Source organism: Cypionkella sp. PAMC25878 (assembly GCF_058135695.1).
This window is the reverse complement of sequence record NZ_CM176871.1, coordinates 1906605-1921463: the sequence shown is the minus strand read 5'-3', so window position 1 is coordinate 1921463 and position 14859 is coordinate 1906605. Positions and strand designations below refer to the sequence as shown.

Annotated in this window: 10 protein-coding genes and 5 pseudogenes; 11 read left to right on the top strand and 4 right to left on the bottom strand. The window is 59.0% G+C overall.

All coding sequences use genetic code 11. The features are described 5' to 3' along the window. Positions 1 to 843: 843 nt before the first annotated feature. Positions 844 to 1077, top strand: a pseudogene (locus ACS5RD_RS09260) (integrase core domain-containing protein); the annotation flags it as partial. Between the two features lie 230 nt (positions 1078 to 1307). Here the strand turns inward: ACS5RD_RS09260 and ACS5RD_RS09255 are convergent. The 3 genes and pseudogenes from ACS5RD_RS09255 to ACS5RD_RS09245 all read right to left on the bottom strand — a co-directional run. Then, positions 1308 to 2564, bottom strand: a complete 1257-nt coding sequence (locus ACS5RD_RS09255; protein WP_489931358.1) for a pilus assembly protein TadG-related protein — start codon at positions 2562 to 2564, stop codon at positions 1308 to 1310. A 58-nt stretch (positions 2565 to 2622) separates the two neighbouring features. After that, a complete protein-coding gene (locus ACS5RD_RS09250) occupies positions 2623 to 3033 on the bottom strand; it encodes a TadE/TadG family type IV pilus assembly protein (RefSeq protein WP_489930938.1) in 411 nt (136 codons plus the stop codon). Positions 3034 to 3362: 329 nt separating this feature from the next. Further along, positions 3363 to 3455 (bottom strand): annotated as a pseudogene (locus ACS5RD_RS09245) (IS481 family transposase); the annotation flags it as partial. Positions 3456 to 3590: 135 nt separating this feature from the next. Between ACS5RD_RS09245 and ACS5RD_RS09240 the strand changes: the two are divergent. Continuing rightward, positions 3591 to 4247, top strand: a pseudogene (locus ACS5RD_RS09240) (IS110 family transposase); the annotation flags it as partial. Between the two features lie 68 nt (positions 4248 to 4315). Beyond that, positions 4316 to 4609 (top strand): transposase, encoded by a 294-nt coding sequence (locus ACS5RD_RS09235; RefSeq protein WP_489930937.1) that lies wholly within the window; start codon positions 4316 to 4318, stop codon positions 4607 to 4609. On the opposite strand, the gene ACS5RD_RS09230 is transcribed toward ACS5RD_RS09235, so the two are convergent. Beyond that, entirely contained in the window at positions 4556 to 5494 is a 939-nt protein-coding gene (locus ACS5RD_RS09230; protein WP_489927673.1) for an IS110 family transposase, read from the bottom strand. The genes ACS5RD_RS09235 and ACS5RD_RS09230 overlap by 54 nt on opposite strands. Positions 5495 to 5949: 455 nt before the next feature. Here ACS5RD_RS09230 and ACS5RD_RS09225 point away from each other — a divergent pair, with 455 nt between their 5' ends. The 8 genes and pseudogenes from ACS5RD_RS09225 to thiS all read left to right on the top strand — a co-directional run bounded on the left by ACS5RD_RS09225 (position 5950) and on the right by thiS (position 14858). Further along, positions 5950 to 7311, top strand: a complete 1362-nt coding sequence (locus ACS5RD_RS09225; RefSeq protein WP_489930936.1) for an IS110 family RNA-guided transposase — start codon at positions 5950 to 5952, stop codon at positions 7309 to 7311. Positions 7312 to 7320: 9 nt separating this feature from the next. Further along, positions 7321 to 8220 (top strand): annotated as a pseudogene (locus tag ACS5RD_RS09220) (IS3 family transposase); the annotation flags it as partial. Between the two features lies 1 nt (position 8221). Beyond that, positions 8222 to 8923, top strand: a pseudogene (locus tag ACS5RD_RS09215) (transposase); the annotation flags it as partial. Continuing rightward, entirely contained in the window at positions 8853 to 11297 is a 2445-nt protein-coding gene (locus ACS5RD_RS09210; protein ID WP_489930935.1) for a Hint domain-containing protein, read from the top strand. The pseudogene ACS5RD_RS09215 and the gene ACS5RD_RS09210, both read left to right, overlap by 71 nt. A 17-nt stretch (positions 11298 to 11314) precedes the next feature. Next, on the top strand, positions 11315 to 11650 hold the full coding sequence (locus ACS5RD_RS09205; RefSeq protein WP_489930934.1) for a hypothetical protein: 336 nt from the start codon (positions 11315 to 11317) through the stop codon (positions 11648 to 11650). A 226-nt stretch (positions 11651 to 11876) separates the two neighbouring features. After that, a complete protein-coding gene (thiC, locus tag ACS5RD_RS09200; RefSeq protein WP_489930933.1) occupies positions 11877 to 13712 on the top strand; it encodes a phosphomethylpyrimidine synthase ThiC in 1836 nt (611 codons plus the stop codon). After that, complete coding sequence (locus tag ACS5RD_RS09195) at positions 13709 to 14671, top strand: FAD-dependent oxidoreductase (protein WP_489930932.1); 963 nt, start codon at positions 13709 to 13711, stop codon at positions 14669 to 14671. The genes thiC and ACS5RD_RS09195 overlap by 4 nt, the downstream gene beginning before the upstream one ends. Next, positions 14661 to 14858, top strand: coding sequence for a sulfur carrier protein ThiS (gene thiS / locus ACS5RD_RS09190; RefSeq protein ID WP_489930931.1), 198 nt, complete (start codon positions 14661 to 14663; stop codon positions 14856 to 14858). Before ACS5RD_RS09195 ends, thiS begins: the two co-directional genes overlap by 11 nt. Position 14859: the final 1 nt, after the last annotated feature.

Here is a 14859-nt window from a genome sequence, read left to right as displayed (position 1 = left end):
CCCCCGGGCTTGTCAAAGCAAGCTGACCAATCATACTGCTTTTGCGAATAAACTATTGGTCAAACACTGAAAAAAATGTGCCATAAACCAGAGTTTATGGACCTGGGCCGAAAGCATGTGGACTCACATTTCGGCTGTTTTTAAAAATTCTCCAAGAAAATGGAGGTAAGTGTGTATCGGACCAAAACATCCCTTTATTGGCGGTTTTTCGCCATACGAATTTCACAATGGTTACTGCTGAAATTATCCAGAATCAGTGACAATAATGGTCGCGTCGGTCTCCCAATGCTCAACCTACGATTATCGAATAGGCATTCCGAATCATGCTGAGTTACCGCTGCATAGCAAGCGCAAACACTTCATCGCCTGTCACCGGCGTTGATGATGTGACCGCCCCCCGACGGCATCGGTGTGCCAAGGTGGGTCTGCGATGACCAGATCAAGACTAACCGTCGTGACGCGGAGATGTTGGCGCGTCTGGATAGGGCTTGCAAACTGACTGAGATCTGGACACCGGATGTTGCGCTCGAAGCCATGCGTGACTTGATCCTCGCCCGCGAGGCTTCCGTGAAGGACCGCACCCGCAAGCGCCAGGAGATACGATCTTTTCTGTTGCGGCACGACAAGATCTTTCCGGTCCTATTGGAAAAGCGGATTGAGGACAGCTTGATCGACAGGCCGCTGGCTCCGGTGGTGGAACATCCGCAAGCATTGCGTGGGGTCAAGCTGATCTGCGCTGCAACATTCATAGTCAAGGTTGGCGCCTTGCGGCGGTTCAGCAAGGCGGCCTATGAGCTGAAGCCGGTGTTCACCGCGCACTTCTTCAAGGTGATGGCTGCCCGCGAGATCAAAATCAGCTTGGACGGCAGAGGGGCCTAGCAGGACAACGTCTTCGTCTCGCGCATCTGGTGGGCCATCAAATACGAGGAAGTCTACCTGCGAGCCAATGCCGACGTCTCAGAGGCCCCCGCAGGCACCGGCCGCTATCTCGGCTTCTGCCACAGTCGCCGACCACATTCATCGCTTGACGGGAAAACCCCGATCATGCCTTCTTCCAGCCGACACTCGAGACGGTAGCTGCGTGACCCAGGCGGAAAAACCATTTAGAAAACACCCCGAGCCTGTTCAGACAAACTGAACCACCTCTCATGTCGTCGTCATGGCGGCGCTGCTTATGAGCGCAAAAATTGTTCTCGATGGCTTTGCCTGCGCCAGAATGGAGAAAGCTGGAACATCACTAGTTTTGAATTAGTGGATGTCTCCACGAGGTTCAGAATGTCTGACTACTTGTTCGGGGCATGCGGATCTTAATAGACGAGCTTGAAATATCCTGCGTTAAAGTTACCATCCATGCCGGTTCCGCAGAATCCCATCGCCATGTTCGACGTGCCTGAAATCGTGCCCCCTGCGACGATTGCGGCACCTTGTATACCATCGGCATTGGCCGAAAAGCTGATATCATTCTTGGCCAGAAGCTGGCTGCCGTAGATTTGCAGATTTGATGGAAAGCTCATGCTCCCTGCGGTCACAAGCTGTGAGCCACCTCCGATAGCACAGTTGTCATTCAAGCCGACCTGAAGGCCAGAGCTTGCTGACATCGATTTGGACGAGGTGCTGGTTGTCGCGATCACTGAGTTGATAATTTGCACCCCCTGCTCGAATTTGACGTCGCAGCTTGTGACGATGACGACATTTTTGACAATCACGTCCGCTTTGATTGTTAGCGCAGCGCCGCCTGAACAGGTATAAGTATGCAGCCTGCCCTCTTCCAAATCGGCTTGGGTCACATAGCGCGATGAAAAACCCTTATCGGTGTGCGAGGTAATGTAAGAGGGCAAATAGAGCGAATCAAACGTCGATAAACCGCTGATCAGAGCATCAATGCGATTTATGATCCGAATGTTCCAAGACCCTTCTCTCAAAGCGTCGGCAAGTCCCGTGTTGGTCTTGAATCCGGAATTCGGCAGCTCGATATCGTCAAGATTTGGCATGGAGACGACCGTGCCGGGTTCAAAGTAGTTGTTGCTGTTGAGCGAAACGTAACTGTTCGAATGAATGCAGAATCCGTTCGAATAGGTGTTGTTACTCTGTACGTCGACTGGGCCTTCGGCAACAAAGCCTTCGCGGAGGCAAGTTGGGCGGTAGGTCGTAAAGATCGCGGTTGTCGTCAGATTCCAGTCGTCGAGACCGACCAACTTCAGCAGATAAGTCGCAACTTCATTGCCATTTTCTAACGTTCTTCGTGTGGTGACTTGTACAGCGCCCCGGGAACCCGACTTGGGCACAAAGCTTTGCGCATTGGAGTCATACTGACCAAAAACAATGTCGGCATCGTTTAGAACGGCTCCGAACACGCTTTCTGGCATATTGAGGAGAGCTATCTCATGTGCTGCGGCAATCGCCTCGCTTTCGGATTTGAGCTCGCGGGTAAGCAAGGCTGCATGCGCGGAGGCATCGGCGGCGATCTGCAGTTGGGTACGGGCTGTCATGACGTTCCCGACATCGATGGCGTAGCCTCCGACAAACAGAGTGCCAATCAAGATGAACATGCTAAACGCCGTCATCCCACCTGACTCGTCAGAATAGAATTGCCGTATTTTTTTGAGAGATGACGAAAGCATATCAATTCTCCGAAAGGTGCTGGGCCGACACGGTTACGTTGAAGTCATGAAAAACGTCGATCAGGTTGGTCACGCTCAGGTCGCTCACCGGGATTGTGACTGTGCTCGCGATGATACCATTCGACAAAGTCGTCTCTACAGATGCGTTGGGGGCTATATTATGAATATCTGCAAGAATTATTGCTTCTGCGTCATCTGATGTTCGCACGCGTCCAATGGAAACCGCACGGTTGACATCTTGCACGACCCTCAGAATTTGCGACTGGTCTCCAAAAACTATCGAAGTATCTACAATCAGACCGAAGAGCGCCGCCATAACGGGCAACCAAAGTACGAATTCGACAGTCGCGGCTCCGCATTCATCCGAGAGTCCGCGAGCAATTGAACGATCAAGTTTCCATTTTCCGTTCATACGCCCTCCGAAGCTCTCTGATTCAACAATTATTTCATTCGACAAAATTGTGGCTCTGTGCTGTGAAAGCGAAGCGCCATCTGTGCCGAATAGGTTTTAATATGGGTAACATTATGGTGCAAATATGGCGTTGTCGCGCAACTTGCACCTGAGGCGTGCAGAGAATCCCTACCGCTACCTGTGAAACGAGCCGGGCGTGACCTCGCGGTTGAGGCGTCCGGTGCTTCCCGAAGCTCAATTGGTAGTGTCCGAGGACGTGGTGGACTTTTGCGCCGCGCTGACGGTGTAACCGGGGTGGCCATCTGAATAGATGGGGTGGTTGCCGTCCAGCCGTTGAGTTGCGGCGAACTGGGTTTGATGTAGGCGTGGCGGATGCCTTTGTCCTCGACGTGCCAATGGAATTTCGCTTGGAACTCATGGCCGTAGCATGTTGGGAATGACGCGCCGTTGAAGGTTATGGCCGCCTGCGCAGCCCCCAAATTGCGCAGCAGGCGGCCATAACCGGGTCTCGGGTCTCTATGGTGGTTTTGCGAACCACACCACAGAGGAGATCGGCTATGGCCAAGGTTGAGCATACTTCGGATGCCCGTGTTCTGGTAGGCATCGACATTTCCAAACACCGGCACGAGGTGCTGATTGCCGTCCCGGGCAAGGCGCGTCGTCGACGCCTGACGATCACCAACAGCACGGATGACTCCATGCGGCTCATCGCGATCTTGCGTGAATACGGCCTGCCCGTCCGGATCGGTTTTGAGGCAACTGGCAATTATCATCGGGTGCTGATGTATCATCTGGGCGTCGCCGGGTTCGACCTTAAGCTGGTGTCTTCGGTCGCTTTGGCCCGGACGCGGGAGGCGCTGCACAACAGCTGGGACAAAAACGATCCGAAGGATGCCCAAGTCATATTGCACATGCTGCAGATCGGGGCGGTGCAGATCTTCCAGGACCCGATGGTGGCCGGCACGAACGAAATTCAGGAGTTGTCCAAGACCCATGATGCCGTGTCGCGGGCCAAGACCGAGCTGTGGCACCGCATCCTGACCCATTACTTGCCGCTCTACTTCCCGGAAGCCGATCGCTTCCACCGGAGTTCGCGCACCGATTGGTTTCTGGCGTTCCTCGAGATGTTCCCCTCTCCGCACATGATCAGCGCCATGACCAAGGTGGAGTTCATCCAGGCTGCGTGGGAAGTGGTTGGGCGCAAGGTTGAGAAGTCTCTCTTTGAATAGCCCCTAGATTTGTAGACGCCTTGCTTGGTAATTTTGGAAGCAAGGAGGACGAGATGTCCGGAGCTAAATTCACAGACGAGTTCAAGCGTGATGCGGTGGCCCAGGTCGAGGAACGGGGTTATCCGGTCCGCGAGGTGGCCGAGCGTTTAGGGGTCAGCACTAAGTCGATCTGCACATGGCAGCGGCTGTTTTCGCGGCCGGCGAAGGTGATCCAGGAAGTCGATGCACAAGCCGATGAGATCCGCCGCCTGAAGCGCGATTTGGCGCGGGTGACGGAGGAGTATCCGTCTTGGTCAAGTCGGTTTTGCGGCCCATTTTCTATCGTCGCGCAGCAGAGCATTTGCTAACACAAGAAGCTTTCGCATGACGGCTGTGATCGCGACCTTCTTTTCTTTCCCCGCAGCGATCAGGGCTGCGTATTTCAGCTTCATATCCAAATTGAACCTGATCGCGACAAGTGCGGGCATAAATATCGCATGGCGCAGGTTGGGACGTCCGCCCAAAATCCGCGCCTTGCCCTGCCATTTCCCCGAGCTTTGTGACATCGGAGCAAGACCCGCGAGGCTGCCGACTTGTTTGTTGGTCAGGCTGCCAATCTCGGGCATGTCAACTAAGATCATGAGCGCCGTATTTATACCGATCCCTGGTATGCTGATCAATTGCTCCATCCGCTTTGCCATGTTCTGATCTTTGCTGGCCACTTCCAACATTTGCGCATCGATCTTGCCGATGTCGTCTGCGATCTGGCGCAGCCTTCTGTCGAGTTGGACCTTGATCAACGCTACGGTGCTGGTCGCTCTTCGCGTCTTGGCGGCAGTCCGATCCTTGATCAATGCCCGCCGCGCTGCCAGTAACTCTTTAAGATCATACAGATTTTCCGCCTGTATTGTCTTTGGCGTCAACTGTAACGCCACGCCCATCCTTGCCAGCATTTCGCTGTCAACGCGGTCCGTCTTTGCCAACTTGCCGCTGGCTTGGGCAAACCGGCGTGCCTGCTTTGGGTTCACTTTTACAAAGGACAAAGCCTTTGCCCCAAGTCGCCGTTCAAGCTGTCGATGATATGCACCCGTCGCTTCATATATTACCAAGGGCAATGATGGCAGCGTCTCAAGCCATTTGAGCAATTTGCTATGGCCAACTGTCCCATTTGGAAACTGGCGGTTTGATCCATCTGCAAGCCGATGGACGTCAAGCGTGTCTTTGGAAACATCAATTCCGATGATATCATCCATGTGTCTTTTCTACCTTGTCTTGTCATACGGGCCCAAGGCCCCAGTATCCGTTCAGGTCAAGAGAAAAGACGAAGGCGACCATACTCCTCCACGGTCCAGCACGACCAAGCGGGAAACGATCCGACCCCCGTCGTTGCCCGGCATAAATGCCGTGCCGGGCAACGGCTCCAGTATCGCACAAGAGCTGGATTCAGGATAAGACAAGCGGGACATCTTAAAAAACCGTCCCGGGCTATTGCCCGCCTGTGCGCGGTATAAACAGCCTGTGCTATGTTCAGCGGCAGGAGGGTAGTTGCCGTTCGCTTATTGGAGGCTTCGACCCCGTTAAAAAACGTGGCACATGGGCTGATGCGCACTTGAGAGTGGTGACACCGCCGTGGCGGTGATCCCGGTTAGGAAGATGACGGATTGGCATGGTCCAGACCCTCCGCTGCAACTGAACGGAGGGACGCATCATGACCAAAATGACGACGGGCGACCGCGCACAGCTCAAACCGCTCAATCCAAATGCCGCTGCAATCGACATCGGATCGAAGATGCATATGGCAGCTGTGAACCCTGACCTCACGGACACGCCGATACGCGCTTTTGGGACCTTCACCCATGATTTGCACGATCTGGCGCAGTGGTTCAAATCCTGTGGGGTCACGTCTGTGGCGATGGAATCCACCGGCATCTATTGGATCCCGGCCTTTGAGATCCTTGAGCAGCACGGGCTGGAGGTTATTCTTGTCAACGCCCGCTATGCCAAGAATGTGCCCGGGCGAAAGACCGATGTCAGCGACGCCGGTTGGCTGCGCCAACTGCATTCCTATGGACTTTTGCGGGGAAGTTTCCGTCCTGTAGCAGAGATTGCCACCCTGCGTGCCTATTTACGCCAGCGAGAGCGGCTGGTCGAATATGCGGCGGCCCATATTCAGCACATGCAGAAGGCGCTGATGGAGATGAATCTGCAACTCCATCATGTCGTCTCCGATATCACCGGAGCGACCGGCATGAGGATTATTCGCGCCATTGTGGCAGGCGAGAGGGATCCGGACATTCTGGCGGGGTTCCGCGATGTGCGTTGCCATTCGTCCATCGAGACGATCCGAGCATCCTTGGTCGGCAATGACCGCGATGAACATATCTTCGCCCTGACCCAGTCGCTGGACCTCTACGACTTTTACCAAGCCAAGATGCTGGAATGTGATCGCAAGCTGGAAGCTGCGATTGCTGCGCTCGAGATTAAAGCGGCGACGCCCCCCGGTCTGCCGCCCAAGGCGCGGGTCAAAACACGCCAAGTGAACGCCCCATCTTTCGATTTGCGCGCGGCCCTTTACGGCGTGATCGGCGTCGATTTGACCCAAATCCATGGCCTCGGACCATCCTTGGCCCTGAAGCTTGTCGGCGAATGCGGCACAGATCTTCGGGCATGGCCAAGCGCCAAACACTTCACTTCCTGGCTCTGCCTTGCCCCTGGCAACAAGATATCGGGCGGCAAACTTTTGTCTTCGCGAACGCGGCGATCTTCAAGCCGCGCTGCGGCACTTTTGCGATTGGCAGCTGTCACGATTGGCCGGAGTGACACAGCACTTGGAGCATTTTACCGCCGCCTGTCATCGCGGGTCGGCAAACAGAAGGCTGTAACTGCGACAGCCCGCAAGATCGCTGTCCTGTTTTACAATACCCTGCGCTTTGGCATGACCTACATTGACCCCGGTGCTGCCGCCTACGAAGAACGCCATCGCTCGCGGGTTCTAGCCAACCTCCAGCGTCGAGCCAAATCGCTCGGCTTTTCGCTTGCGCCCATACCCGTCGCAGAGGCTGTTTCTTAGGAAGGCGACCGCATACTTCGCCAGGGAATCCCGGTGAGGTATGCCTTCATTGCCGAGAATCGGCTGATCTTTGCAGTCAGGGCCATGTGTCGGATGCTTCTGGTTCATCCCAGCGGCTTCTATGCGTGGCTGCGCGAACCCTTTTCCCAACGGGCGCTGGAGGATCAGCGCCAAACTGTGCTGCTGAAGCAGGCTTGGGATGACAGCGGCGAGGTGTATGGATATCGCAAGCTGCACGATGATCTGTGCGACCTCGGCGAAGACATCAGCCCAAACCGGGCTTGGCGTCTGGCCCGTCTGGCGGGCATAAGGGCCCAGATTGGTTACAAAAAGAAGCCTGGCTCTTATGGCGGCAGCCCGGCCGTCGTGGCGGATAATACGCTGAACAGGGAGTTCGACGTCGATGCGCCTGACCAATTTTGGCTCACCGACATCACTTACATCCGCACGCATGAGGGCTTCTTGTATCTTGCGGTCGTGATCGATCTGTTTTCCCGACGCGTCATCGGTTGGTCTATGCAGGGCCGCACCTACACCGACCTGCCGCTGCAGGCTCTGCTCATGGCCGTCTGGCGGCGCAAACCAAAGACCAAGGTCTATGTGCACTCCGACCAAGGCTCCCAGTTCACCGGCTATGAGTGGCAGGAGTTTCTTGAGCAGCACAATCTGGCCCCCAGCATGAGCCGCCGTGGGAACTGCTGGGATAACGCGGTGGCGGAGAGCTTCTTCAACCTGCTCAAACGTGAACGCATCCGGCGAAAGAAATACAAAACCCGCGAAGAGGCGCGGCGGGACGTGTTCGACTACATCGAGTTCTTCTACAACCCGCAGCGCAAACACGTTAGAAACGGAATGCTGTCACCAATCGCCTTCGAACAGCAGCGGAAACTAAAACTGCAAGGCGTCTAGCAAACTAGGGGCTATTCACTTGTTGTCAGATATTTACGAGACAGTAAAGGTGTCGACAGGATTGCCGGTGTCGCCGGATTCAGACGCCATCCGCATGTTCCGTATGATGCTGGCTGAAGGGAGAAGCCTGATCCGCCAACGGAATGCCATCGAAGATCGTGCCGTCGCATTGCTAGGGGATCGGCCGGATTATCAGCTGCTGCGCACCATCCCCGGCATAGGACCAATCAATGCTCTGACCATCCTGGCCGAGACCGGCGACCTGCGGCGGTTCCATCATCACCGGCAATTCCTGAAGTTCTGCGGTATGGATCTGGCCACCGTCCAGTCCGGCATGTTTCGCGGTCGAAGCAAGATATCCAAGTATGGCAATGCCCGCCTGCGCCGCACTTTGTGGCTGGCAGGGCAGACCGCGTTCCTGAAGAAAGCGAACAGCTTCCGAGACAAGTTCGAGCGTTACATCGCGCAGGACCGACACAATCCAGATCTGCGCCGCAAGGCCTACACCGCCATCGCCGCAAAGATGGCACGCACTATTCACGCCGTGATCAAATCTGGCGAACCCTATCGTAGCCGGGACGGCCACAGCAGGGGACGCACAGGGCGACACACTAACGGGGATCGAGAACCTCATGGGGTCCTCATTTGCCGATACGCTGACGGGGGATTCGGGCACGAACCTCCTCTGGGGGGCGGCGGGTAATGATCTGCTGACCGGCGATGCATGCAACGACAGCCTTTACGGCGGCGACGGGACCGACACACTTTACGGCGGGGATGGCGACGATTTCCTTGCTGGGGGCTCTGGGGCCGATACGCTCTCGGGCGGGACCGGCACCGATACGGCAGATTATTCCGCCTCCTCGGCGGGGGTCACCGTCAACCTGGACACCGGCCTTGGCACGGGCGGCGATGCCGCAGGCGACATACTCACCGGAATCGAGAACTTGACCGGCTCGGCCTTCAACGACAGCCTGACCGGTGATGCCGGGTCCAGCGTGCTCGACGGTGGCGCGGGCAACGACACGCTGGTCGGCGGTGCCGGAGCGGACAGCCTGATCGGCGGCAGCGGCACGGACACGGCGGATTACTCGGCCTCCTCGGCGGGTGTCACCGTCAACCTGACCACCGGCCTTGGCGCGGGCGGCGCTGCGGCGAGCGATACGCTGAGCGGAATCGAGATCCTGACCGGCTCGGCCTTCAACGATCTACTCACCGGCGACGGCAATGCCAATGTGCTGGACGGCGGCGCGGGCAACGACACGCTGGTCGGCGGTGCCGGCGCGGACAGCCTGATCGGCGGCGCTGGCACCGATCAGGCGGATTACTCGGCCTCTGCGGCGGGCGTGACGGTGAACCTGGTCACTGGGCTCGGCTCGGGCGGCAATGCCGCAGGCGATATACTCACCGGAATCGAGAACCTGACCGGCACGGGTTTTGCCGACAGCCTGACCGGCGACAGCAATGCCAATGTCCTCGACGGCGGTGCGAGCAACGACACGCTCGACGGCGGCGTTGGCAACGATACGCTGGTCGGCGGTGCTGGCGCGGACAGCCTGATCGGCGGCAGCGGCACGGACACGGCGGATTACTCGGCCTCCTCGGCGGGTGTCACTGTCAATCTGACCACCGGACTTAGCGCGGGCGGCGCTGCGGCGAGCGATACGTTGAGCGGGATCGAGAACCTGACCGGTTCGGCCTTCAACGGCAGCCTGACCGGTGATGCCGGGGCCAATGTGCTGGATGGCGGCGCGGGCAATGATACGCTGGTGGGCGGCGCTGGCGCGGACAGCCTGATCGGCGGCAGCGGCACGGATACGGCGGATTACTCGGCCTCTGCGGCGGGCGTGACGGTGAACCTGGTCACCGGACTTGGCTCGGGCGGCGATGCCGCAGGTGATACCCTCACCGGCATTGAGAATTTGATTGGTTCCGGTCTGGCGGACAGCCTGACCGGCGATGCCGGGGCCAATGTGCTGGATGGCGGCGCGGGCAATGACACGCTGGTCGGCGGTGCCGGGGCGGACAGCCTGATCGGCGGCGCGGGCACCGATACGGCGGATTACTCGGCCTCTGCGGCGGGCGTGACGGTGAACCTGGTCACCGGACTTGGCTCGGGCGGCGATGCAGCGGGCGATACGCTAAGCGGGATCGAGAACCTGACCGGCTCGGCCTTCAACGACAGCCTGACCGGCAACGACCGCAACAACCTTCTGATCGGCGGCGACGGCGGCGACGTGCTGGACGGCGGCGCGGGCGATGACACGCTGAGCGGCGGCAATGGCAACGACACCTTCTTCGGTGGCATCGGTGATACTATAGATGGCGGCGAAGGGTCGACCGACAACGATCTGCTGGACCTAAGCGCCTGGGGCTGGTCGCGAACCAACATCATCTATGACCCGCTGAACCACGAGAATGGGAGTGTCCAGTTCCTCGACGCGTCGGGGCATGTCATTGGTTCGATGGGTTTCACGAACATTGAGAAGGTGTTGCCCTGCTTCACCCCCGGCACGATGATCCTGACGGATCACGGTGTGATCGCGGTCGAGGACATGCAACCCGGCTACTTGGTGGAAACGCTGGACAATGGGCTGCAACCCCTGCGTTGGATCGGCAAGCGCGACTTTAGTATTGCGGATTTGATCGTGCAGCCCAAGCTGCAACCGATCCGGATTGCCGCGGGCTCACTTGATCGCGGTCTGCCAGCGCGCGATATGATGGTTTCGCCGCAGCACCGCATGCTGATCGAAGGGGCGCGGGCCGAGATGTTGTTTGGCGAGCCGGAAGTGCTGGTCGCGGCAACCCATCAGACCACAATGCCCGGAATCGAACAGATGCAGACCTATGGGGTAACTTATGTCCATCTGTTGTTCGACCGCCACGAAATCATTCGTGCCGATGGGGCGTGGACCGAAAGCTTCCAGCCAGCGGATCGCACCCTGTCGAACATGGACAGTGAGCAACGCGCCGAGATCGAAGCATTGTTCCCAGAGTTGACGATGGGCGCTCTCGATTTCCAGGCCGCGCGGCTGTCGCTGAAGGGGTACGAAGCGAGGGTGCTGCTTGACGCATGACGTAGCGCGGGGCTGAATTGGCTCTGATCATGCCTGTCAAGCTGCCGGTTGAGGGCTCCAGCCCGCATGAACTTGAGAGTGAGTCGAATCCAAACTACTTGAGAATCACGATCGGCCGCTCGTTGCTGCGCTGTCGCTCTGAAAAAACCTGCTCCGCCAAATCGACGCAACCGAAAGTTATTAAACTGATGTTTCGCTTCCTGTTTGACGGCCACATCAAACAATTCGGGATATTCCGCATTGAAACGGGTCCGGGTTCAAACCACACACGCCAGCAGACACCCAACTGTATCATTACTTTGCGGGACGGACATCTTCTGCCGCCGGTTGACGCACACCAATCAAGCGTCTAGTTACACCGTACGTCAGGGGAGTCCCGCCTAAGGGACTGAGAGGCTGATAGCAAGTTAGACGTCAACGTCTGGCGTGCGGTGAAGCGACCCTTTGAACCTGACCCAGTTGATACTGGCGTAGGAAGCACAAGCGGTCGCTCTTCTTGCCCGGTTTCGGGCGGGGCGGTTTCGGGGCAATCCCGGCTTCTTTCCCTTTATGACGGGTCATCAACGCAAAGAGGCTTTGATGAACCAGATTGACCAGACCACCGCGCTCGCAACCGCACCTGCGTTGCCTGCCGTTACCACCGGGCCGCTGCCCGCCTCTTCCAAACGCTATGTGGCGGGGGTGATCCATCCCGACATCCGCGTGCCGATGCGCGAAATAGCCGTACATCCCTCGGCTGGCGAGCCTCCGGTAACCATTTATGATGCCTCCGGCCCCTATACCGACCCGGCAGTGCAAACCGATATTGCCAGGGGTCTGGCCCCCGTCCGCAGCGCGTGGATGGCGGCGCGAGGTGATTGCGAGGCCTATACGGCGCGCAGCGTCCAGCCCGCCGACAACGGCTTTGCAACCGGCACGCGGCTGGTGCCCGGCTTTCCGGTGCAGACCGACCCGCTGCGCGCCCGCGACGGCAAGTCCGTCACCCAACTGACCTATGCCCGCGCGGGCATCATCACCGCCGAGATGGAATATGTGGCGATCCGAGAGAATTTGGGCCGCGCCGCCGCCCTGCCCACCCCGCGCGACGGCGAGGATTTCGGGGCGTCGATCCCGGACTACGTCACTGCGGAATTCGTCCGTCAGGAAATCGCCGCCGGGCGCGCGATCATCCCGGCCAACATCAACCATCCCGAACTGGAACCGATGATCATCGGCCGCAACTTCGCGGTCAAGATCAACGCTAACATGGGCACCAGTGCCGTGACCTCGTCGATGGCCGAGGAAGTGGACAAGATGGTGTGGTCGATCCGCTGGGGTGCCGATACGGTGATGGACCTGTCGACCGGGCGCAACATCCACAACACCCGCGAATGGATATTGCGCAACGCCCCGGTGCCGATCGGCACGGTGCCCTTGTATCAGGCGCTGGAAAAGGTCGATGGCATCGCCGAAAACCTGACATGGGAGATTTACCGCGACACCCTGATCGAGCAGGCTGAACAGGGGGTGGATTACTTCACCATCCATGCCGGTGTGCGGCTACACTATATCCCGCTAACGGTAAACCGGGTGACGGGCATCGTTTCGCGCGGCGGCTCGATCATGGCGAAATGGTGCCTGCATCACCACCGCGAAAGCTTTCTCTACACCCATTTCGATGAAATCTGTGACATTATGCGGGCCTATGACGTGTCGTTCAGCCTTGGCGACGGCCTGCGCCCCGGCTCCATCGCAGATGCCAATGACGCGGCGCAGTTTGCCGAGCTGGAGACGCTGGGCGAGCTGACGAAAATCGCCTGGGCCAAGGACTGTCAAGTGATGATCGAAGGGCCGGGTCATGTGGCGATGCACAAGATCAAGGCCAATATGGACAAGCAACTGGCCACCTGTGGCGAGGCGCCGTTCTATACGCTGGGGCCGCTGACCACCGATATCGCCCCCGGCTATGACCATATCACCAGCGCCATTGGCGCGGCGATGATCGGTTGGTTTGGCACTGCGATGCTGTGCTATGTGACGCCGAAGGAACATCTGGGCCTGCCCGACCGCGCCGATGTGAAGGTGGGCGTGATCACCTACAAGATCGCCGCCCATGCCGCCGATCTGGCCAAGGGCCTGCCGGGGGCGCAGGCGCGTGATGATGCGCTGTCGCGTGCGCGGTTCGAGTTTCGCTGGGAAGATCAGTTCAACCTGTCGCTTGACCCCGAAACCGCGCGCAGCATGCATGACGAAACCCTGCCGAAAGAGGCGCACAAGACCGCGCATTTCTGTTCGATGTGCGGGCCGAAATTCTGCTCGATGCGGATCAGCCATGATATCCGCGCCGAGGCGCAGAAGGACGGCATGGCGGCGATGGCGGCCAAGTTCCGCGAGAAGGGCGAGGTTTATCTGCCTGCCGCAGAGGTCGCGGAATGATCACCATTCTAGGGGCCGGGGTTGCGGGGCTGTGCGCCGCGACCGTGTTGGCCGAACGCGGTCTGTCCGTGCAGGTGGTGGACAGCGGCCCGGAGGGTGCGGGCGCAAGCTGGCTGGCGGGGGGGATGCTGGCCCCCTTTGTCGAGGGCGAAAGTGCCCCGCCCGAGGTGGCGCGGCTGGGAGCCGTTGCCGCCGACTGGTGGGCCGCACGGGTGCCCGGCGTCGTGCGGCATGGCACGCTGGTCGTGGCCCCGGCCCGCGACCGGGCAGAACTCGACCGGTTCGCCGCCCGTACAATCGGCCACGCGCGCATCGGTCCCGACCAGATTGCAGAGCTTGAACCCGCTCTGGCGGGGCGCTTTGCCAGCGCGCTTTACTATGCGGACGAGGCGCATCTTGACCCGCGCCAGGCCTTGCGGGCGTTGGTGGATGGTTTGTGCCATCGCGGGGTGGCCATCCGGTATGACACGCATCTTGCGCCCGATCAGGCCGATATCGACTGCCGGGGCATCGCGGCGCGTGACGGCTTGCCCGGCTTGCGCGCCGTGCGGGGCGAAATGCTGCTGCTGCATTGCCCGGAGGTGGCGCTGTCGCGTCCGATCCGACTGCTGCATCCGCGCTTTCCGGTCTATGTCGTGCCGCGCGAAGGCGGGCAGTTCATGGTCGGTGCGACGATGCTGGAAAGCGATGACCCCGGCCCGATCACCCTGCGCAGCGCCAGTGAGCTGATGTCGGCAGTCTTCGCCCTGCATCCTAGCTTTGCCGAGGCGGCGATTGTCGAGATGGGCAGCGGCCTGCGCCCCGCCTTTGACGATAATGTGCCGCGCCTGACACAGGCGGGCGGGCGCTGGCATGTGAATGGCCTGTATCGCCACGGCTTTCTGACCGCCCCGGCGCTGGCCGGGCAACTGGCCGATATCCTCACCCAGTCACGACAGGAGCCCGCCCTTGCGCATTGATCTGAACGGCATCCCGACCGAAGTCGCCGCCGCAAATCTGGCCTATGCGCTGATGGCGCTTGGCTTTGGCGGCGCGGCGCTGGCCACCGCGCTGAACGGCGGTTTCATCCCCGCCTCGGCCCGTGCCACGACCACGCTGCATGATGGCGACCGGGTCGAGGTTCTGGCCCCGATGCAAGGGGGCTGAG

What these genes read in the sequence shown, in the direction of transcription:
- ACS5RD_RS09255 (WP_489931358.1), bottom strand. Translation starts at nt 2,564, where the DNA reads ATGACGGCGTTTAGCATGTTCATCTTGATTGGCACTCTGTTTGTCGGA.
- ACS5RD_RS09250 (WP_489930938.1), bottom strand. Translation starts at nt 3,033, where the DNA reads ATGAACGGAAAATGGAAACTTGATCGTTCAATTGCTCGCGGACTCTCG.
- ACS5RD_RS09235 (WP_489930937.1), top strand. Translation starts at nt 4,316, where the DNA reads ATGTCCGGAGCTAAATTCACAGACGAGTTCAAGCGTGATGCGGTGGCC.
- ACS5RD_RS09230 (WP_489927673.1), bottom strand. Translation starts at nt 5,494, where the DNA reads ATGGATGATATCATCGGAATTGATGTTTCCAAAGACACGCTTGACGTC.
- ACS5RD_RS09225 (WP_489930936.1), top strand. Translation starts at nt 5,950, where the DNA reads ATGACCAAAATGACGACGGGCGACCGCGCACAGCTCAAACCGCTCAAT.
- ACS5RD_RS09210 (WP_489930935.1), top strand. Translation starts at nt 8,853, where the DNA reads ATGGGGTCCTCATTTGCCGATACGCTGACGGGGGATTCGGGCACGAAC.
- thiC (WP_489930933.1), top strand. Translation starts at nt 11,877, where the DNA reads ATGAACCAGATTGACCAGACCACCGCGCTCGCAACCGCACCTGCGTTG.
- ACS5RD_RS09195 (WP_489930932.1), top strand. Translation starts at nt 13,709, where the DNA reads ATGATCACCATTCTAGGGGCCGGGGTTGCGGGGCTGTGCGCCGCGACC.